The organism is uncultured Mailhella sp., assembly GCF_944324575.1.
Classification (GTDB): Bacteria; Desulfobacterota; Desulfovibrionia; order Desulfovibrionales; family Desulfovibrionaceae; genus Mailhella.
Genome location: NZ_CALUWV010000004.1, coordinates 19,150 through 39,644, shown reverse-complemented (window position 1 = coordinate 39,644; position 20,495 = coordinate 19,150). Strand labels below are relative to the sequence as shown.

Below are 20,495 nucleotides of genomic sequence, written 5' to 3'. Positions count from 1 at the left end.
ACAGGAAGAGGCCTAAAGGACGACAGTTTCCTCGGCACGGCCGGCGGTCGGCTCAGACATCTCCCGTCGGGGAGAAAAACAGGCAATGTCTGTTTGCCGCGCGGTCAGACCGTCACGGACGTGGCGTTTTCATCTCTTGTGCCGTATACGCCGTGACGATGGGGAAAAACTTTCTGCCGCATGGGGTCAGGCCAGCTCATTCTGGTGCGCCGCACGGCGCACTTCGGCTATGTCTATGCCGAGGCTTTTCATTTTGCTGTATACGTAGGGGCGCGACAGCCCCAGCGCCTCCGCCGTCTTTCGCACGTTTCCGCCGTTCTCCAGAAGCATCTTTCGCACATGCTGCGCCTCCGCCGAATGGCGATGTCCTTCAAGTGTGGCATCGTCGTCGTTTTTCCTGTCTGCTTCGTTTTTCACAGTGATGATTTCCGGCACGTCCGTCATGCTGATGATCTGCCCCTTGGCAAGATGTACCATTCTTTCCATGACGTTTTCCAGCTCGCGCACGTTGCCCGGCCAGAAATAGCCCTCCATGGATGAAATGACTTTTTCATCCATGGAAGCGACGTCCTTGTTCAGCTTTCTGTCGAACGTTTTCAGAAAGTGTTCTGACAGAAGACGTATATCGCCCTCCCTCTCGCGCAGGGGAGGAATTACAATGGGGTAAACGTTGAGGCGGTAGAAGAGATCCTCCCTGAACGTACCTTCCTTCATCATGTGTTCAAGGTTCCTGTTGGTTGCAGCGATGACGCGCACGTCGACCTTGCGGCTTACGGAGCCTCCCACGCGCGTGACCTCACCGTTCTGCAGCAGCCGCAGCAGGGCCACCTGAGCATCCAGCGGCATTTCTCCGATTTCGTCGAGAAAAATGGTACCGCCGGAAGCAAGCTCGAACTTGCCGGGCTTGCCGCTTTTGCTTGCGCCGGTAAAGGCGCCGTATTCATAGCCGAACAGCTCGCTTTCCAGAAGATCCCGCGGGATGGCTCCGCAGTTGACGGTGATGAACGGCCCGGACGCGTGCTCTCCTGCGTTGTGTATGGACTGGGCAAAGAGTTCCTTGCCTGTTCCCGATTCTCCGAGAAGAAGTACCGTGGATGAACGCGGCGCTACGGCCTGTGCCTCGGAGATGGCCTTTCTCAGCTTCGGGGATCGTCCGATGATGTCGTCAAAGGTGTACGTTGCCCGGTTGCCGGTCATGCGGACGGCCAGTTTGCGGACCTTCTGGGATTCCTTGAAGACGAAGATCACATCGTCGGTGTCGGCGACGGGAAGAACGGAATAGAGGCATGCCTTGCCGTGCGTCAGAAACTCGAAGCGTCCCTCCCGATCCCGCACGGGAACGACGGTCTCAAGAAGTTCCCGGAACAGGGGAAGAGAGCTTTCCCCTATCAGTGCCTTTATGTTTTTGCCGGTCTCCGGTGCCTGGAGGCCCATGATGTGAGCAGCTATGCGGTTCATCATGCGGATGATGCCGTTTCTGGCGATAACCAGAATGCCTTCATCGAGAAGTTCTATGATGCTTTCCTGTCTGCGCAGCAGAGAACGAAGACGCATCTGCTCCGAAATGGCGTAGGCCGCAGCCTTGACCATGCCGAAGGTGTGCGCGTGGTAGTGCTCCCTGTGCTGGCCGACGTTGAGTACCGCAATGATGTTCTGCTCCTCGTCGAAAATGGGCGCGGCGGAGCAGCTCCAGTTTTCTCCGAGACGACGATAATGTTCCGCTCCTATGATTTCGACGGGCCGTTTTTCCGCGAGACAGGTGCCGATGCCGTTCGTGCCGATGATGTTTTCACTGCTCAGCACGCCTGGCGCTATATACGGCATGAGAGCCCCGTCGCCTTCCGGGATGAATGCGGCGATGGTGATGCCCTCGGCATTGGCGAGCGCCATGTTTGATGAAAAGGGACGTATGCCCGAAAACATGTGCTTCAGCACTTCCGTGGTGCACTGAATGAGCGGCTGATGGTGCTCCTGAATGTGTCGGAGAAGCCCGGGGTCAAGTGTGAGGGTCTCCGTATTGTCCATGGAGATGCCGCAGGCTGCGGAGCGTTCCCATGATCGAAGAATGAAATCCCTCACGATGCCGGGATCAGGATGTTCTCCCTTGAGCAGACGTCTTTTCTGCTCGAGCAGTTTTTGGTGAAGTTCGCTTCTTTTCATGAGGGGCATCCTGTAATTTTTATATGACATGTTATATATAACATGTCATATAAAAATTACATATATTTGGTCAATAATAAAAAATATCAAATAATTCCCATATATTAAATATTATACTCTTTTGGCATGTCTTTTGCATAATAATTCACAGGTTACCCATTACAGCCTGTTACCCGAGGAGATAATGTCATGATCATCGATTTCCGCACCCGTCCCCCCTACAAAAGTGAAATAAGCACCGTCATATTTCAGGATTCTCCTGCCTGCGTGCCGGAAGACATGTCCATTTTCGATATCGGCAAGGAGCCCATTCCGTCCAAGCAGCAGAAGTCCATGGATCTGTTCATGCAGGAACTCGATGAGACCGAAACGGAGCAGGCCGTCATCATGGGGCGCAAGGCCGACGACAACGGCGAAGTTGACAACGACGAAACCTATGAGCTCATGCAGAAGTATCCCGGCCGGTTCATCGGCTTTGCAGGCATCAATCCGCTTCACGCCGGTCAGGTGGAGGAAATCGAGCGCTGCGCTGCGCTGGGCTTCCGCGGCATAGGCCTCGACGTGGCATGGCTGCGCAAGCAGCTCATGATCGACGACAAGATCATTGATCCCATATACGAGACCTGCCAGAGACTCGGCATGATTGCCTCCATTACCTGCAGCTTCATGCTCGGCGATGACTTCAGCTTCAGTCAGCCCGACCTCATCTGGCATGTGGCCGCCAAATATCCCAAGCTCAAGATCGTCGTTCCTCATGCCTGCTGGCCGCATGTGAACTATGCGCTCGCCATGGCCATCCGCTGCCCCAACGTCTATCTCATGCCCGACTGCTACGTCTACATTCCCGGTTTCCCCATGAGCGAGGAATACGTGAACGCGGCCAACGGCTATCTGAAATATCGCATGCTCTACTGCTCCACGTATCCCGTCCGCAGCCTGAAGCAGGCAAAGGAAGGCTGGATGAGCCGCAACTTCACCAGCGATGCGCTGGAACACACCATGTATCTGAACGCCAAGCGACTTCTCTCCCTGTAAGCGACGGAGTGCGCCCATGACTCTTTGCACCGAGCTGTTTACCCCCGTGAACATTCGGGGAATGACCCTGAAGAACCGGATCGTCATGCCTTCCATGCTTACGCACATGGCCTCCGTCAATGGTGAAGTCACCGACAGACTTGTGGCATACTATGCGGAAAGAGCCAGAGGAGGCACGGGGCTGATTTTTCCCGAAGCGACCGCCGTGGATGATTCCGGTCTGTCGTATTTTCGCGGACTCAGCATAGCCCATGACCGCTATGTTCCCGGGCTGAAAAAACTGGCAAGGGCCATTCATGAACACGGGGGGCGGGCCGGCATACAGCTCGGTCACGGCGGCCGCTACGCTCAGCCGGAATTTTCGCGCACAGCGCGGAGACTCGTGTCCTATCTTCCGGGGATATCCCCGGAAGAGGACGCCAGAGTTCTGGACAAGGACGAGATAGAGCGTCTTGCGGACTGTTTCATTCAGGCGGCGGAGCGAGCGGTTCAGGCCGGGTTCGACATCGTGGAAATTCACGGTGCTCACGGCTACCTCATAGGTTCCTTCCTTTCTCCCTTCACCAACAGACGCACGGACGAATGGGGGGGAAGCTTTGAAAACCGTATGCGCTTTGCCGAAGTCGTCATTAAGGGCATACGTCGCAGACTCGGTCCGGACTTTCCCTTGTCCTTCCGTCTGAGCTCCGATGAGTTTCTGCCCGGCGGCATCACCGTGGATCTGGCCGCAAAAATAGCTGCGTACGTCGTGCGCTGCGGCGTCGATCTGGTGCACGTCAGCGCCGGCATGATTGCCACCAACCGCTTTACGGGGCCGCCTCCCGTCCTGCCCATGGGCTGGAACGCCGACAATGCGGCCGTCATCCGTAAGGCACTCGAGGGCACGAACGCACTCGTCACCGTGGCGGGACGCATACATGACGGAGACACGGCGGAGCGCATTTTGAGAGAAGGCAAGACGGATCTCGTGTCCATAGGCCGTGCCCTTATTGCCGATCCGTGGCTGCCTCACAAGCTCGAAGCCGGTCAGATGCAGAAAATCACGCCCTGTCTGAGCTGCAACGAGGGTTGTGTGGGCAACATAGGCAAAAACAGACCCCTGAGCTGTGCCGTCAATCCCCGCGTAGGTTTTGAACAGCAAGCCGCAAGACATGCGGAAAACGCCAGACGCGTCGTCATCGTCGGTGCGGGCGTGGCCGGCATGGAAGCCGCGCTCACGGCCGCGAAGATCGGTCATTCCGTTACTCTGCTTGAAAAGGACAACAGGCTCGGTGGACTTGTCAACATCGCTGCCGTTCCTCCGCACAAGGATATTTTCCTCCGCCTCATTGATCATATGTCCCACGAGCTTGTGGAAAACGGCGTGAAGCTGGTGCTTGGAAATGCGGTTTCCGCAGCAGACCTGAAGGCCATGGCCCCCGATGTGATCATGGTTGCCACCGGAAGCCGTCCCGTGATTCCGGGATTCTTGAAAAACGCTCCCTTCGTGACGGCTGCCGACGTTCTTTCGGGAAGCCCGACCGGGCAGAAGACGCTCATTCTCGGCGGAGGTCTTGTGGGGGCGGAAACGGCGGAATTCCTGGCAGAGCAGGGCAAGGACGTCGCCGTGCTCGAAATGAGGGACGAGATCGCGCCGGACATGCAGGGGCGTGCCAGAGCGTTTCTCATGGAGGAACTCGCCGCGCGTCATGTGACGCTCATGACGGGACTTGAAGTCAGAAACGTAGACGCAGACGGCGTGGTCACCGTGAAGGACCGCTACGGCAACGAATACCAGCTTCCCCGTTGCGATACGCTGATTGCGGCCGTGGGCTACCGTTCGGAACAGAGCCTGTGCGCCGAACTGACCAGGGAAGGCATGTCCTTCGTTGCCATAGGAGACTGCGTGAAGGCGGACAAGATCATGGCCGCCGTACATCAGGGTTATCATGCCGCAAAGGCCATCTAACGGAGTGCCTATGAAATTTACGAGAAAGACGTTCCGGCCAGTTATTCTTGCACTGGCCGTGGCCTTGTGCCTTTTTCAGCTCTCCACCTCCTTGGGACTGCTTCTGATTGATCCCATGATGGTTCGGGCGGGCCATGTGGGAATCATCTTCGCACTCATCTTTCTCTGGCGTCCGCCTCTGGACCGCTACAGAAAAGCGCCCGAGGAAGAACCCAGGTTCTGGCTGGCGCTGGATATGGTGCTTGTTGCGGCAAGCTCCCTGAGTGCACTTTACATCATACGGGATCTGACCTTCATTCAGGACATGATGCCCGGCATCGACGAGCTTACCACGGAGCAGATGGTCTGCGGAATCATCATGGTCCTCTGCATTCTTGAGGCCACAAGGCGCACCGCCGGACTTTCGCTCGTCATCGTCACGCTGGTCGCGCTGGCCTACGCGGTGTTCGGCCACATGCTGCCCGCATCCTTCGGGCATCTATACCTCGAACCTCAGCGCATCATCGAGTCTCTCTACATCATGCCGGACGGCATCTGGGGCGTGAGCATCGGCGCAAGCGCCACCATAATCTATCTGTTCGTGCTCTTCGGTTCCCTTCTGGACAAAAGCGGTATGTCCAGCGTGTTTCTCGAACTGGCCTGTTTGTGCACCAAAAACGCCAAGGGCGGTCCGGCAAAGGCGTCCATCTTCGGTTCAGCCCTTTTCGGAAGCGTGTCGGGCAGCGCGGCGGCCAACGTCTATGCTACGGGCATCTTCACCATTCCCCTCATGAAGAGAGTGGGCTATTCGGCTCCCTTTGCCGGAGCCGTCGAGGCCGTGGCCTCCTCCGGCGGGCTCATCATGCCTCCGGTTATGGGCAGCATAGCCTTCGTCATGGCCGAGTATACCAACATTTCCTACACGGGCATATGCAAGGCCGCGCTGTTCCCCGCCATTCTGTATTATCTCGGCCTGTTCGCCATGATCCACTTTGAGGCCATGCGCTGCAACATCGGCGGCACTCCCAAGGAGCTTGTACCCGACAAGGCCAGACTGCTGAAGCGCCTGTATTATCTTGCGCCCCTGGTCATTCTGGTCGTGCTCATGGTGTCGGGCATGAGCGTCAACTTTTCCGCCATAGCGGCGAGTCTGTCCATCCTCGTGCTTTCCATCTTCCACGCTGAAACGCGCTTTACCGTGAAGAAGTTCCTGAATGCCATGGAAGATGCGGCTTCCAACATGCTCATGATCGCCGCCTGCTGCGCCTGCGTAGGCATCATCATCGGCGTTGTGGGCATGACCGGCTTCGGTTTCGGCTTCGTGAGCATGATGGAAGGCCTGGCGCACGTCAGCATTCTGCTGTTCCTCTTCGTACTCACCATCACCTGCCTTATTTTCGGCATGGGCGTTCCCGCGCTTCCCGCCTACCTGCTTGTGGCCACCTTCGGCGCGCCCACACTGGTCAATGCCGGCGTTCCTCTCATTGCGGCGCATATGTTCGTCATGTACTTCGCCATTGTGTCCGGCATTACTCCTCCGGTCTGCCTGGTCGCCTATGCCGGAGCGTCCATAGCCGAAGCCAACCCCATGAAGACGGGCTTTACGGCGTTCCGGCTCGGCATTGCCGCCTATCTTGTGCCCTACTTCTTCATTTTTGAACCGGCGCTTCTGCTTATCGGTTCATGGGATACCGTGCTGCCCGCCATCTGTACGGCCATTGTGGGCACCGTGTGCATTGCTTCCGGCATGCAGGGTTTCATGCTCATTACCTCGACCAGACTGGAAAGACTGCTGTTCTTCGGCGGCGGCATATGCCTGATCTATCCCGGCATCATCACGGACATTCTGGGACTCGGCTCCGTATGTCTCGGACTTGCTCTTCAGCTCGTCCGCAGAAAGAAGCTTCCCGTCCCTGAACAGACCCCCGAAATCGAAACATCCCAATCCTGAACTTTCAACGCAAGGAGGCCTTTCATGTTTGCCCGATTCATGCGCACCTTCTGCATGGGAGCCATAGCGCTTTCGCTGACCCTTTCCGGCACGGCCATGGCCGAAGACAAGTCTCCCGTGACCTTCCGCGCCATCGGCGGTTCCGTCATGGGCGGCACCTGGAATGTGGCCTTTACGGGACTCGGCAATCTGCTCAAGAAGAACTATCCCGGCAGCAACGTGAACGTGCTTCTCGGGGCCGCGCTCAGCAATCCCCTCAAGCTTGAAGTCAACGGCGGCGACGTGACGTGCACGCAGTCCTTCAACATCGTCAACGGCCTCAAGGGCAAGCCCCCCTTCAAGAAGCCCCTTACGCAGATTGCATCCATCGCCAACATCAACGATGTGACGGTCATTCACATCTACGCTTCCAAGTCTTTGGAAGCCGACTCTCTGGAAGAGGTCATAGCCAAGAAGATTCCCATTCGCCTTGATCCCGGAGCCAAGGGCACGCTGCACTTCGTGCTCGGCGAAATGCTGCTGAAGGCCATGGGCGCTTCCTATGACGACATACGGAAGTGGGGCGGCAAGGTCATGCCCGTTTCGTCCGCCGACAGAGTGGGCATGATGCAGGACGGCACTATAAACGCGTGCTTCATGCTCGGCTCTCTCAATCAGGCGCATCTGCAGGAAATGGTCACCTCCGCCGGCATCAAGTGGCTCAGCGTCAATCCCGAAACCCTGAAGAAGGTGGCGGCGGAAGCCGGCATACAGACGGCCATCATTCCCGGATCGCTCTACAATGGTGCCGTGGGACGGGACATTCTCGCGCTTGCCGATACCGTGCACATGATATGCCGCAAGGACATGCCCGAAGAGAGCGTCTACAAGATCACCAAGATGCTCTGCGAAAACTATGAATACATGCATCAGATTCAGTCGGCATGGGACAGCCTGAAGCCTGAAACCATGCCCAAGGGCCTTGTGGCCCCCCTGCATCCCGGTGCGGAACGCTATTACCGGGAAGCCGGCCTGATCAAGTAGCGGCGACGGATTTGCTTTCGGAACCCGGCCCCGGCAGGGTTCCCCCATCTTTCACACCCTGAAGGAGTTTCTCATGATCATCGACTTTCGCATTCGTCCTCCCTTCAAAGGTTTCATGAATCTCGGCATCATCAAGGCCTGGCGCAACATTCCCACGGATCCCAGAGCCATGCGTCCCACGGGATTCGAGCGGCGTCACGTGCCTTCCGTGGCGGAAGCGGACATTGATCTCATGGTCAAGGAAATGGATGAGGCGGGCATCACCTACGGCGTCATCATGGGACGCGAAACCAAAAATCCCGTATACGGCGGCGTGCCCAACGAGGACATTTACGAGCTTACTCAGCGTTTTCCCGGACGCTTCTTCGGCTTCGGTGGCGTGTGCCCCCACGATCCGCATGCGCTCGAAGAGGTTGAGCGCTGCATCAAGGAGTATGGTTTCAAGGGCATTTCTCTCGATCCGGGCTGGTGCGACCCCGCTATTTATGCGTATGATGAAAAGATTCTGCCCATTCTGGATCTGTGCCAGCAGCTCGATACGGTCGTCGGCATTGCCATGAGCGCCTACACCGGCCCCGATCTCACCTTCTGCGATCCCAGTCGCCTCATGCCCGTGCTGAAGCAGTTCCCCAAGCTGCCCTTCGTCCTCAGTCACGGCTGCTGGCCTCATGTTCAGGAAGTCATGGGTGTGGCCGCCGTCTGCCCCAACCTCTATATCATTCCAGACTGCTATTTTTATGTCCGCAACATGCCGTTTGCGGAACAGTATGTGAAGGCTGCCAACTCCTTCATGAAGTATCGCACGCTCTTCGGTACCGGCTATCCCATTAGAGGCTTTGAGCAGTGCGTGGAAAACTGGCATGAACGCGGGCTCACGCACGAGTCTTTGCAGCTCACCCTCTACGACAATGCGGCCTATCTGCTGAAGCTGTAACTTCCTTTGTCGGAACGCGTCCCTGCGGACTCCGGCGGACAACTGCGTCCGCCGGAGTCTTTTGTGTCTCGGAAGGGGAAAAACGGCACTATCGTCATTTACGGACTGCGGAATCCGGCGATTCCGACGGCCGCGCGTCGTGTGCCGGAAGAAAGTCCACAGCGTGGAAAGAAAGAGTACGGCTCAGGCGCTTTCACTGCGTCTGAGGGGGCATGGCATGAAGTCCGTCCGGCGTCCGCCGGGGCCCGGCCGCCGGAAGAAAAGGGGGTGTCTGTAGGGCTGTATGGGCTCAAGTTATGAAGATATTTTAAATTTCTTTTATTTTCCATATGTTGTAGGAAATGCCCGTATCGTAGACGTCGAGTCCCTCCAGACGTTTGAGCCGTGCCACCACCCGGATGGTCACGGGCAGCACGAGAATTTCATAGGCTGTTTTGGCAAATACCTGAATGGCCATCATGTTCAGAAGTTCATGCACGGGCACGAGTCCGCCGAAGGCGAGAGGAAAGAAGATGAGGGAATCGGCGCTTTCACCCACGAGCGTGGAGAGAACGGCGCGCAGGGAAAAGTGTTTTCCCCGGCTGGCAATCTTCATTCTGCTCATGACGTAGGCGTTCAGAAAGGAGCCGAGAAGAAAGGCCGCAAGGCTGGCCGCGGCGATGCGCGGTGCAAGGCCGAAGACAAAGCGGAAGGCGGCGTCGCCTTCCCAGAAGGGAGCGGAGGGAAGAGCCACGGCAAGCCGGAACAGGGCCACCATGGCGAAGTTCGTGGCAAAGCCGAGCCATATGATGAGGCGCGCCCTGCCGAAGCCCCAGACCTCGGCTATGCAGTCGTTGATGATGTAGGAAACGGGAAAGACCAGAAAACCGGCGGTGATGGTGACGGGACCGATCTGAATGACCTTGGTTTCCAGAAGGTTGGAGGCGATGAGGCATACGCAGAACACGATGCCGAGAATCATGAACGGGAGGGAGACGACGTTTTTCATGACTTGTTTTTTACGTGGTTTGCAAGCACACGGCTGAAGGATGCCGGAAGAATGCGGGAACTGGAGAGACGTGAAAGAAGACGTCGGCGTTGCTGAGAGGGAGATTGCGTATGCAGGCCGGAACACGGAAGGGAGATCTTGTTTCGGCAGCGTGACGGATGCCTGCTGTTGAATACAGGGGCAGGGATGCCTGCAGATATCGCCGGCGGGAGTCGAAAAAAAGGCGGCTCGCACGGAGGCGACCGCCTTTTTGCGGGATGAACCGGAAAGAAGAGCTTCAGGCGGAATCAGTCGAGCCTGTCCAGAGGCGTGTAGGTCCCGTCGGGATTGGGACGGAACACATAGTGCTCCTTCAGATAGATGATGTCCTTGCGGTGCACGGACTGAAGCTCGGCCAGAATGGCGGCTCGGGCCACCACGTTGGCTCCTGCGGACTTGGCCAGAGACTCGATGGCTTCAATGGATTCGCCGGTGGCGATGACGTCGTCGATGAGGGCGACCCGCTTGCCGCGGATTTTTTCCGCCTCGCATCCGTCGAGCCAGAGGGTCTGTTCCTTCTGTGTGGTGACGGAGAATACGGAATGAGAGATGGGATTCTGCATGTAGGGCTTGCGGCTCTTGCGGGCCACTACAAAGTCCTTCATGCCCATGAGCCGGCTGATTTCGTAAGTGAGGCAGATGCCTTTTGCCTCGGCCGTCATGAGGACGTCCACTTCCGGCAGGCGCTTCATGAGTTCGGGAGCGACGGTCTGGATGAGTTCGGTGTCGGAAAGCACGACGAAGCTGGCAAGAGCGAGATTTTCCCCTATCTTGACGAAGGGCAGCTTGCGCTTGAGTCCCATGATTTCAAAGTCGAAGTATTCCACATGGCCTCCTGCATAGAGCATATTGAAAGAGAATTTTTAAACAGGGTTGAGGGGCATGACCTTGCGGGAGCAGGGCAGGTTTGTGACGCCTACCGCGCCGAAGCGGCGAATCGCCCCGGCGCGGCCTGAAAGGATTACAGGAACACGGGTGCGCCGGGGCCGAGGGGCAGATCCATTTCCATCCAGAGGATGAGGAACAGCCCCCAGAAGAAGAGGATGCCGAGCGCATATGGCAGCATGAGGGAAATGATGGTGCCGAGGCCCGCGTTTTTTGCATACTTCTGAGCCACGCCGATGATGAAGGCCATGAAGGGCTCGAGCGGCGAGATGGCGTTGGTGGTGGAGTCGGCCACGCGGTAGGCGGCCTGAACGAAGTAGGGCGAAAGCTGCATCTGCATGAGCATGGGCACGAAGATGGGGGCCAGAAGCGCCCACTTGGCCATGGCGCTGCCGATGAAGAAGTTGATGCAGGCGGTGAGGATGAGGAAGCTCACCACGAGCGGAATGCCGGAAAAGCCCGTGTCGTTGAGGAATGCCGCGCCCTGTATGGACAGGTACATGTCAAGATGCGTGTAGGCGAAGCTGGAAACGAACTGACCGGCGGCAAAGCACAGCACGATGAAGGAGGAGAATTCCCGCATGGCCTGCCCCATGAAGCGGACCACGTCCTTGTCGTTGCGTATGACCTTGGTGCTCACGCCGTAGGGAATGGACACGGCAAGGAAGAACACCAGCAGGATGGGCACGAGAGAGTCAAGGAAGGGGGAAGGCACGATGCTGAAGGTCTTGGGGTTGCGCAGAATGCCGTGTTCGGGCACCACGGTGAGCAGAATGAGGCAGATGTAGATGAGTCCGCCGATGAGGGCGGCGCGCAGTCCGCGGCGCTCTTCGGGCGTGACGGTCATGTCTTCGCTGCCCATGGCGCCTTCGTGCATGGCCACGCCTTCAAGCCGGGGCTCGACGAATTTTTCCGTGAGGAAGACGATGATGGCCGTGACGAGGAAGGTCGAGGCCGACATGAAGTACCAGTTGACGGCAGGATGCACGGTGATGGAAGGATCGATGATCTGGGCGGCCTGCTGCGTGATGGCGGCAAGGCCCACGTCGGTGCCCACCACCAGAAGGTTGGCGTTGAGACCGGCGGCGCAGCCGGCGAAGCCCGTGGCCATGCCGGCCAGAGGATTGCGTCCGAGTCCCTTGAATATCATGGCGCCGAGGGGAGGAACCACCACGAAGGCCGCGCTGGAAGCCATGTTGCCCATGACGCCGCAGAAGGCGATGATGGCCGTGACCATGCTGCGGGGCGCGCTGAGAATGGTGGCGCGAAGCACGGCGGAGAGAAGACCCACCTCTTCGGCCACGCCGAGGCCGAGCATCATGACGAGCACGAGGCCGAGGGGCTTGAAGCGCACGAAGTTGTCCACGCAGTTTTTAAGGAACCAGGTGAGGCCGTCCACCGAGACGAGGCTCTGCACGACCAGCGTTTTTCCCTTGGGATCGACCATGGTGATTCCCTGCAGAAGGTAGGAGATGACCATGACGATCAGCGTAAGGATCAGAAAAATGGTGACGGGATGCGGCAGCCTGTTGCCGGCTCGTTCGATGAAGCCGAGTATGCCGGAAAGGTTTTCGATTTGTTCTTTCGCCATGGCCTGGAGCTCCTTGGGCGTGGTGCAGATGTAAAAGGGTCCTTATACAAAGCATCACGGCGCGGAAGGTCCGCGACGTGATGCGCCGGAGTATTAGGGATAGGGATATCAGTCGAAGTCGTCAAGCGTTTCAAACGCCTTGCGCGCAGCCTTGCGGAGCTCTTCATTGGTGAGCACGTCGAATCCGGTCAGGCACATGGACTTTGCGGCGAGGATCATCCCCTTGAAGCCGCCTTCGCCGTTGCAGGCCTCGGCGAACTCTGGCGTATGACCCACAAGGTGCGCTCCGCCGATGGAAATGTAGGGATGGATGGAAGGAGCCTTGAAGCTGACGTTGCCCATGTCGGTGGAATAGCTGCTCTGCACTTCTTCGATGTAGTCCTCTCCGAGCAGGTCAAGGTTGGCGGCAAAGGCGTGCAGCAGAGGCATGTTGTGGCGCATGGTGTAGTAGGGATGCGCGGAATGGCGATAGGAGAACTGGCAGCCGAGGGCCATGGCGCAGCAGCGCGCGCAGTTGACCACGCGTTCGATGGCGTTGTTGAGCGTTTCCGGCTTGCGGGCGCGCACGCCGTAGCGCAGACGGGCGAACTCGGGAATGGTGTTGATGGAGGTGCCGGTGTCGGTGAGCAGGCCGTGAATGCGCACGTCGCGGGTCATGTGCTGGCGCAGGCTGTTGATGCCCATGACGGCAAGGGCCGCAGCGTCCATGGCGTTGATGCCCTTTTCCGGAGCGCCTGCGGCATGGGCGGCCTTGCCCTTGAAGTCCATTTCAAGATTGGCGCGGGAAATGAGCTGCTGTTTGAGAATGGTGCGCCCTTCGGCATGGGCGGCAATGACGGCGTCCATCTCGTCGAAGAGCCCGGCGTCGGCCATGGGAACCTTGCCGCCGGCGTCTCTGACGTTGCCTTCTTCAGCGGGCGTGCCGAACACGTGCACGGTTCCTGCGGGAAGATGGCGGGCAAGCGCCACGGCGGCGCCGCAGGCTGCCGTGCCGAAGAGATTGTGTCCGCAGGCGTGCCCGAGGCCGGGAAGCGCGTCGAACTCGGCAAGAAACGCTACCTGCGGTCCTTCTCCAGAACCGAAGCTGGCGTGGAAGGCCGTGGGCATGTCAAGCAGGTTGCGTTCCACCTTGAAGCCGTTTGACTCGAGAAAGTCGGCGAGACGGGCGGAAGACTTGAATTCCTGATATCCAAGCTCGGGTTCGGCAAAGATGGCGGAGGCTGTTTCCCTCATCTGGCCGGACAGCGTTTGGATTTCATCCAGGAGAAGTTTTTTTTCATGAGAGAGCTCGGGCATGATGTCTCCTTTAATTGTCTCGGAAAGATGTGCGTTTTGTGCACTGTACTCATTAATGAAAGGGGAAGCAAGGAAATCGCTTGAAAAAACAGACTATTGATGTCCGTCTGACCGCAGCTGTGCCGGCTCTGAGGCAAGGCCTCTCTGCTTTTTGCGTCGCGTTCGCTATTTCTTGTCGTGGCCGTCTTTTTTTCCGTCGGCATGTTTCAGCGCCTTCTTCAGCGCGTCACGATAGGTGCGCAGTACCGAAAGTCTGGCGTATTTCTTGTCCTCAGCGGGAATGATGTGCCATGGTGCGTAGTCCGTGCTGGTCCGAAGGAACATTTCGTCGGCGGCGAGCACGTATTCCGGCCACTTGTCTCTGTTGCGCCAGTCGTCGGGCGTGATCTTGTACTGCTTCCACGGCGTCGACTCTCGCTCCTTGAAGCGTCGAAGCTGCTCGTCCGGGGAAATGTGCAGCCAGAATTTCAGAAGCACGTTGCCCTGACTTATGAGCTGCTCCTCAAACAGATTGATTTCCGAGTAGGCGCGGCTCCAGTCCTCCTGGGGAGTAAGGCCCTCCACCCGTTCCACCAGCACGCGGCCGTACCAGGAGCGGTCGTACACCGTAATGAATCCGGCACGGGGCACATATCGCCAGAAGCGCCACAGGTAGTGATGCGCCAGCTCTTCGTCGGAAGGAGCGCCTATGGGAATGGCCCGGCTTATGCGGGCGTCTATGCCGTCCATGAGGCGTCGTATGCTTCCGCCCTTGCCCGAGGCGTCCCAGCCTTCAAATACGAGCGTGCTCGAAATCCCCCTGCGCCAGGCGTGGTAGGTAAGCTCATGCAGCTCGGTCTGCAGTTCGGCCAGATCCTTTTTGTAGGTATCAGGGTCTGCCTTGACGCTCAGGTCTATGGCATCCAGGGTGGAAATGACGCTTTGCGGCGCAGCGGCGGCTTTTTCTGCAAGACGGGCCTTTCTGGCCTCCTGTCCGGCAACGGCGCGTTCCACCGTGGCAATGACGGCCTTTGCCACGGCAAGGTTGCGGTAGTTTGCATCCGCCGCGTCAACGACGGTCCACGGGGCGAAGGCACGGTCTGTCAGCGTAATGGCTCGGGCCGCGGCACTGGCAAGGCCGTCATAATTTTCGGAGGCTTTTTTGTCGTAGGGAGTGAAATGCAGTATTTCCTTGTGGGCCAGACGTTTCTTGAGTCTGGTCTCATGCTCCTTCCGGTCGAGGTGCAGCCATATCTTGGCTATGGCCATGCCCGAAGCGGCGAGGCTTTCCTCAAGTCCGCGGCAGTGATGCATATGGGAGCTGAAGGCCATCTCGCTCATGTCGCCCGAACAGAACCTGCGCATGGCAAGGCCGTACCATCCGCCGAAAAATACGCCCACGCTTCCGGCCTCCGGGAGTTTTCGCCAGTAGCGCCAGTCTTCGGGGCGCTCACGCTCCTCGTCGGTCTCCATCCAGAATACGTGGTTGTGCACGTGCTTGCTGTCCATCCACTCCGACAGCAGGTTGATGACCGCACCGCGGCCCGAGCCGTCTATGCCGGCTATGATGATGAGCAGGGGAATCTTGCGGTCCATGCACTGCCGTTGCGCCTCAAAAAGCTTCATGCGCAGCTTGGGGGCCTGTTCCTTGTATTCCTTGTCGCTGCAACGTCTGCCAAGTACGACTGTTTCGAACATGGGAACCTCGTTTTTTTGAGGAGTGGGGATCGGCGGGCTTGCGGCACGCCGTGCTTCTGCGGATAACTGTAGACGGCCTTTTAAAAAAGGCAATATCTCGGAACCATGAGAAAAAATCCTGAGCAGAAGGGGAGAGCGGCGTTCGTGCGCCTCAGGCGAAGAGGGCCCGATACAGGGTTGATGCGCCGATGAAAAGGCTGAACAGGGCAAAGAAGCGTTTCAGGTTCGTCAGCGGCAGGCCGGACCAGTGGGCAAGTCTTGCGCCCACCACGGCCATGAGAATGCCGGGGAGCATGAGCAAAAGCGTACCGGGCAAATACACGTAGCCGAGCGACCACTCGGGAAGTCCCGACTGGTTCCAGCCGAGGAGTGCATAGCTTATGGTGGCCGTAAGCGATATGGGCAGCGTGAGGGCGGCGGCCGTGCTTACGCTGTCGCACCAGTCGTGACCGGCCCACACGAGAAAAATGATGATCTGCATGGAGCCGGCCACGCCGGTCATGCTGGCGAGCATGCCAACGAACAGACTGACCGGCACATAAAATTTCTTCATTTTTTCATTGGGGCGCGGGGTACGTCCGATGAACATCTGTGAGGATATGATCAGGAGAATGATGCCGAAGAGTGCTTCGAGCGTGCGCCCGTTGACGTGATGGGCCAGAAGCGCGCCGGAGACGGCGCCCACGATGATGCCGGGAAGCATGATTCTCCACACGTCCCAGCGCATGGAGCCCATACGCGTGTGCGCGATGAAGGTGGTCAGGGAGGTGATGAGCATGGTCGAAGGCGCGGTGCCCACGGCCAGATGCTGCACGATGTCCTGTGAAATGCCCATCTGCGTGAAGAGAATGTTCAAAAGCGGAACGATGATGAAGGCTCCGCCCACGCCGAACATGCCGGACAGCAGACCGACGAGTGAACCGCCGCAGACGAGAATGAGAACGATCTGAAGGAAACCTGTCATGAAGACACCGCAAAATTTTTAAGGGAAACAACGAGATATCAGGATATGCTATAACAGAAAGGCTTCCTCGGCAATCCCGGTCAGGACACAGGTGACGGCCCGTCGCATACGGGGCTTTTGCGGCACGGCGCTGCAAATAAACGGCGGCACGGTCTTCTTTACCGCCCGTCGTGGATATGGCATATTCCTCACAAGCGTGCCAAGGAGTATCTCATGTCCTCAGTCACCGTTCCCGAGCATTCACGGCCCCTTCTTGAGGCCCTGTCGGCAGGTCATGCCTTCGAGCTGGACAATCACATATTCGTCGCGGACGGCGACTGGCTCATGGCCATAGGCTATCCGCTGGAAGGAGAGTTTTCCGTACAGAGGTTTGAGAAGGCGCTGGACGAGGCGCTGCGCCGCGTGAAGCCTTCCGACTGCTTCGCCATAGCGCCGCAGATGCCCGACAGGCTGAAGGACTGCGTGCAGGATCGCGACGTATACTACACGCTTTCCGCCGATGCTGCCGTGCCCGCAAAACTGCGCGGGCCGGTGCGTCATGCGAAGGAACGCCTCACGGTGGACGAAACGCGGGAGTTCTCGCCGGAGCACAGGCGGCTGTGGGCGGAATTTCTTTCCCGTATTCCGCTTCCTCCCCGCATACGCCAGCTTTATTCCGGCACGGCTTCGGCCCTCCACGGAAAGGCCGATCTCAGACTGCTCAATGCCTGGGACTCCGAGGGGCAGCTCGCGGCCTGCCTTCTGCTGGACTATTCCCTGCCGGAGCACGTGAGCTACGTGCTCGGCGCGCACTCCAAGACCCATTACGTCCCGCACGCGCCGGACCTTCTTTTTGCTGAAATGCTGGAGCGGGCCCGGGCGGAGGGCAAGCGCACCGTGCTGCTCGGGCTCGGTGTGAACGAGGGCATAACCCGCTTCAAGAAAAAGTGGGGCGGCGTGAAGGATGCGCCATATGAGCTTGCCGTGTGGCAGCCCGCCGCAAGTTTCACGGGCAGCGGAGGCTTTTTCGACATGGCGGCGCATCTCGCCATAAGCATGGGGTCCTCATCGAGCAGCTGTGAAATATCGCGCTGGAAATTTTTTGATTCCCTTCCCCAGCAGCGGCCCTGTGCCATGCTCTGGAGGCTCGACAAGAACGGACGCACGTCGTGGATAGGCGGCTCGGCGCACTTCTTCTGCTATTCTTTTGAGCATTCCCTGCGGCGGCTGTTTGAAAACGTGGACACCGTGCTTCTGGAAGGGCCCATAGATTCCGACAGCATGGACGAGGTGGCGCGTATCGGCCGTTCTCCCGATCCCGAGGCGCCGAGGGTGGCGCAGTTTCTTTCTGAAGAGGACGTCGTCCGGCTTGAACGCATGGTCTACGGGCCGGAAGGATTTCTTGCACGACTTGTCGGCGTGCAGCAGGATCGGCGCATCGACGTGCGCGCCGTACTTGCACAAAGCCGTCAGTGGTACGCATTCTTCTCGCTCTGGACGTCGTATCTCGAGCGCAACGGCTGGACCAATTCCGTGGATCTTGAGGTGTGGGACGTCGCGCTCGACATGGGCAAGTCGGTCATGGGCATGGAGAGTCTTGCCGAGCAGATAGCCTCGCTCGAGTCCGCGCCCATGGAGCGCATCGTACGATTCATGAAGGAGTGTTCCTTCTGGCCGAAGCTCATGAAAAGCAACCGTTCCCGTTATCTTGCGGGAGACCTTATGGGCATGATGGGGACGAGCGCAGAATTTCCAACCCGCACGGGCACCATCATCAGCGTGCGCGATCAGCGCTTCCGCGAGAGAATGCGTCCCTACATCGAGCGGGGAGGAACGGCGGTGTTCGTGGGCTCGGCCCACATGATCAATCTGCGGCAGATGCTGGCCGAGGACGGCTTTACCGTGACCCGCGTGCTGCCGACCTGGAAGCACCGGTTCTCCGCGTGGATCCGGAGGGACGATTCCGTGGTGCTGCCGGGCAATCCCAACGCGCCCGCCTGGGAAAAGGCCCCGGCGGAAAACGTGCGTTCGTCTGCGCTGCGCAGGGATGCCGGAGAGCGTACGGAACGGGTCGTGGCGACACGCGGTCCGTCTTCCGGCCGGGGACTCGCCGATCTCGGAGCGAGGGCCGTGGTGCCGGAACAGATTCCTTCCTACGTGCGCGCGGTATCGGGACGCACGCTGCGTTCGTGCGAGGGCTTTGCCGCCTGGACCACGGACGACAGTTGCACGCTGGTGGCCTTTCCCGCGCAGGATGAGCAGACGTTCTGCGCCGTCGGCTCCGCAGCCTATGCCGACAGGCTGGAGAAGGCCGTTGCCTGTGCGCTCGCCATGCCGAACCTTCGCAGAATAACGGTGCTTTCCCCCGTCGTTCCCTCCGCCGCCCCCGACAGGGCCGTGGTGGAGAGCGACGCGTGGTGGTGCGTGAATCTTCCCCATACGCCGGGGCAGAAGTTGCGCAACATGCTCCGCCGTGCGCAGAGGGAAGCTTCCGTAGCTGTGGAGAACTGGGGGCCGGATCACGACGCGCTGGTGGATCATTATCTCAAGGTGCGTACGCTTGCCCCGGGAACAAGGCACATCTTCGGCAAGGTGGGCTCATATGTGAACGCTTCGCAGGATGCCGTGCTTTTTGCGGCGCGCAATGCCTCGGGCAGGCTGCTTGCCATGGCCGTGGGCGACTACAGCGCGCTTTGCACGGCCTTCTACATATTTGCCTTCCGGCAGGACGACTGTCCTCCCGGCGTGAGCGATGCGCTTTTGCAGGCGCTTGCGGACGAGGCCGTGCGCCGCGGGCAGGGCGTGCTGAACCTCGGGCTCGGCATAGACGGCGGCATTACCTTCTTCAAGAAGAAGTGGGGAGCGTTTGAGCTCATGCCGCATCTGGAAACGAGCTGGACGCTCTAGCAGGAGAAAATGCATGGCAACCGATGTCAAACGGCTTTTCGCAAGGTTTCGGGCTCCCGGAATTCTGCAGGACCTGCGCGACTTTCTCCGGCCGCGCGAGCTGGAATGTCTGCAGGTGGAGGTGACTTCCTGCTGCATGGGAAAGTGCGTGTACTGTCCGCACACTACGCGTTCGGACGTGTGGAAGAGCCGGCATATGAGCGCCGAGACCTTTGCCGCGCTCTGGCCTGTCATGACGAGAGCCGGGCGCGTTCATCTGCAGGGCTGGGGAGAACCTTTTCTCAATCCGCATTTCATGGACTTCGTGTCGCTTGCCCGCAGAGCCGGATGCGCCGTATCTACGACGACCTGCGGCATGGTCATGAATGAGAAGCTGGCGGAAGACATTGTGGCAAGCGGCATGGACATAGTTGCCTTTTCTCTGGTGGGTACGGATGAGCAGAGCAACAGAGCCCGAGCCGGGGTTCCCTTTTCCCGAGTGGAGAACGCCGTAAGAACCCTGCAGAAGATCCGCCGGGAAAAAAATGCCGTGCATCTGGAAATTCATCTGGCCTATCTCATGCTGGCCTCAAACGTGGAGGCCATACGCGGGCTGCCGGGACTCATGGAGGACTGGGGCGTGCATGCGGCAGTCATCAGCACCATGGATTACATTCCTTCGGAAGACATGGCGAAGGAGGCCTTTGCGCCCCATGAACGTGATAAGATAGAGGCTGCGCGTGTGGTGCTTGAAGAGGTAGGCGCGCGTGTTCGCGCCGAGGGCCGCGATTTTTACGCGTCGCTTCCTGCGCCGGAGCCCGCGCCGTGCTGTCGGGAGCGGGCGCATCGAACGCTTTACGTGGACGCCGACGGGCTTGTCTCGCCCTGCGTATATCTGAACGTGCCGCTCGATGAGCCGCAGCCGAACCGCACGGTGTTCGGCTGCGTGCGTGAGAAGAGTCCAGTGGAGATATGGTCCCTGCCGGAATACGCAAGCTTTCGAGCATCCGTGCAGACGGCCGATCCCCCGGCCGCCTGCGTATCCTGTGCCAAGCGCTTTGAAGCTCCCTGCGCTCTGCATCCGGAAACAAAATAGTGCCTGACAGGGAAGGGCGTCCGCTTTTCTGAATCGGGATGTTCCTGTCTCGGCGTTTGCGGAA

14 protein-coding genes are annotated in these 20,495 nt (G+C 58.7%); 7 read left to right on the top strand and 7 right to left on the bottom strand.

All coding sequences use genetic code 11. From position 1 onward, the window contains the following. Window positions 1-186: 186 nt before the first annotated feature. Window positions 187-2,160 carry a sigma 54-interacting transcriptional regulator gene (locus Q0J81_RS01050; RefSeq protein WP_294445544.1) on the bottom strand — a complete coding sequence of 658 codons (1,974 nt, stop codon included), beginning with the start codon at window positions 2,158-2,160 and terminating at the stop codon, window positions 187-189. A 189-nt stretch (window positions 2,161-2,349) separates the two neighbouring features. Between Q0J81_RS01050 and Q0J81_RS01045 the strand changes: the two genes are divergently transcribed. From Q0J81_RS01045 to Q0J81_RS01025, 5 genes are all read left to right on the top strand, one after another. Beyond that, window positions 2,350-3,195, top strand: a complete 846-nt coding sequence (locus Q0J81_RS01045) for an amidohydrolase family protein (RefSeq protein ID WP_294445543.1) — start codon at window positions 2,350-2,352, stop codon at window positions 3,193-3,195. Window positions 3,196-3,211: 16 nt separating this feature from the next. Next, complete coding sequence (locus tag Q0J81_RS01040; protein ID WP_294445542.1) at window positions 3,212-5,143, top strand: FAD-dependent oxidoreductase; 1,932 nt, start codon at window positions 3,212-3,214, stop codon at window positions 5,141-5,143. A gap of 10 nt (window positions 5,144-5,153) precedes the next feature. Beyond that, the gene (locus Q0J81_RS01035; protein WP_294445541.1) at window positions 5,154-7,073 is read left to right on the top strand and encodes a TRAP transporter permease; all 1,920 of its coding nucleotides are present in this window, start codon (window positions 5,154-5,156) and stop codon (window positions 7,071-7,073) included. 24 nt (window positions 7,074-7,097) lie between these two features. Next, entirely contained in the window at window positions 7,098-8,096 is a 999-nt protein-coding gene (locus Q0J81_RS01030) for a TAXI family TRAP transporter solute-binding subunit (RefSeq protein ID WP_294445540.1), read from the top strand. Between the two features lie 73 nt (window positions 8,097-8,169). Beyond that, window positions 8,170-9,030, top strand: coding sequence for an amidohydrolase family protein (locus Q0J81_RS01025; RefSeq protein ID WP_294445539.1), 861 nt, complete (start codon window positions 8,170-8,172; stop codon window positions 9,028-9,030). Window positions 9,031-9,337: 307 nt separating this feature from the next. On the opposite strand, the gene Q0J81_RS01020 is transcribed toward Q0J81_RS01025, so the two are convergent. The 6 genes from Q0J81_RS01020 to Q0J81_RS00995 all read right to left on the bottom strand — a co-directional run bounded on the left by Q0J81_RS01020 (window position 9,338) and on the right by Q0J81_RS00995 (window position 16,470). Beyond that, complete coding sequence (locus Q0J81_RS01020; protein WP_294445538.1) at window positions 9,338-10,018, bottom strand: queuosine precursor transporter; 681 nt, start codon at window positions 10,016-10,018, stop codon at window positions 9,338-9,340. A 287-nt stretch (window positions 10,019-10,305) separates the two neighbouring features. Further along, a complete protein-coding gene (locus Q0J81_RS01015) occupies window positions 10,306-10,884 on the bottom strand; it encodes a phosphoribosyltransferase family protein (RefSeq protein WP_294445537.1) in 579 nt (192 codons plus the stop codon). Between the two features lie 134 nt (window positions 10,885-11,018). Further along, window positions 11,019-12,533 carry an AbgT family transporter gene (locus Q0J81_RS01010; protein ID WP_294445536.1) on the bottom strand — a complete coding sequence of 505 codons (1,515 nt, stop codon included), beginning with the start codon at window positions 12,531-12,533 and terminating at the stop codon, window positions 11,019-11,021. A gap of 108 nt (window positions 12,534-12,641) precedes the next feature. Beyond that, on the bottom strand, window positions 12,642-13,829 hold the full coding sequence (locus Q0J81_RS01005; protein ID WP_294445534.1) for an amidohydrolase: 1,188 nt from the start codon (window positions 13,827-13,829) through the stop codon (window positions 12,642-12,644). 165 nt (window positions 13,830-13,994) lie between these two features. After that, complete coding sequence (pap, locus tag Q0J81_RS01000) at window positions 13,995-15,506, bottom strand: polyphosphate:AMP phosphotransferase (protein WP_294445533.1); 1,512 nt, start codon at window positions 15,504-15,506, stop codon at window positions 13,995-13,997. 151 nt (window positions 15,507-15,657) lie between these two features. Continuing rightward, the gene (locus tag Q0J81_RS00995; RefSeq protein WP_294445532.1) at window positions 15,658-16,470 is read right to left on the bottom strand and encodes a sulfite exporter TauE/SafE family protein; all 813 of its coding nucleotides are present in this window, start codon (window positions 16,468-16,470) and stop codon (window positions 15,658-15,660) included. A gap of 213 nt (window positions 16,471-16,683) precedes the next feature. Here Q0J81_RS00995 and Q0J81_RS00990 point away from each other — a divergent pair, with 213 nt between their 5' ends. Together Q0J81_RS00990 and Q0J81_RS00985 are read left to right on the top strand one after the other, a co-directional pair. Next, a complete protein-coding gene (locus tag Q0J81_RS00990) occupies window positions 16,684-19,356 on the top strand; it encodes a GNAT family N-acetyltransferase (protein WP_294445531.1) in 2,673 nt (890 codons plus the stop codon). A gap of 13 nt (window positions 19,357-19,369) precedes the next feature. Then, window positions 19,370-20,431, top strand: a complete 1,062-nt coding sequence (locus tag Q0J81_RS00985) for a radical SAM protein (protein WP_294445530.1) — start codon at window positions 19,370-19,372, stop codon at window positions 20,429-20,431. Window positions 20,432-20,495 lie beyond the last annotated feature (64 nt).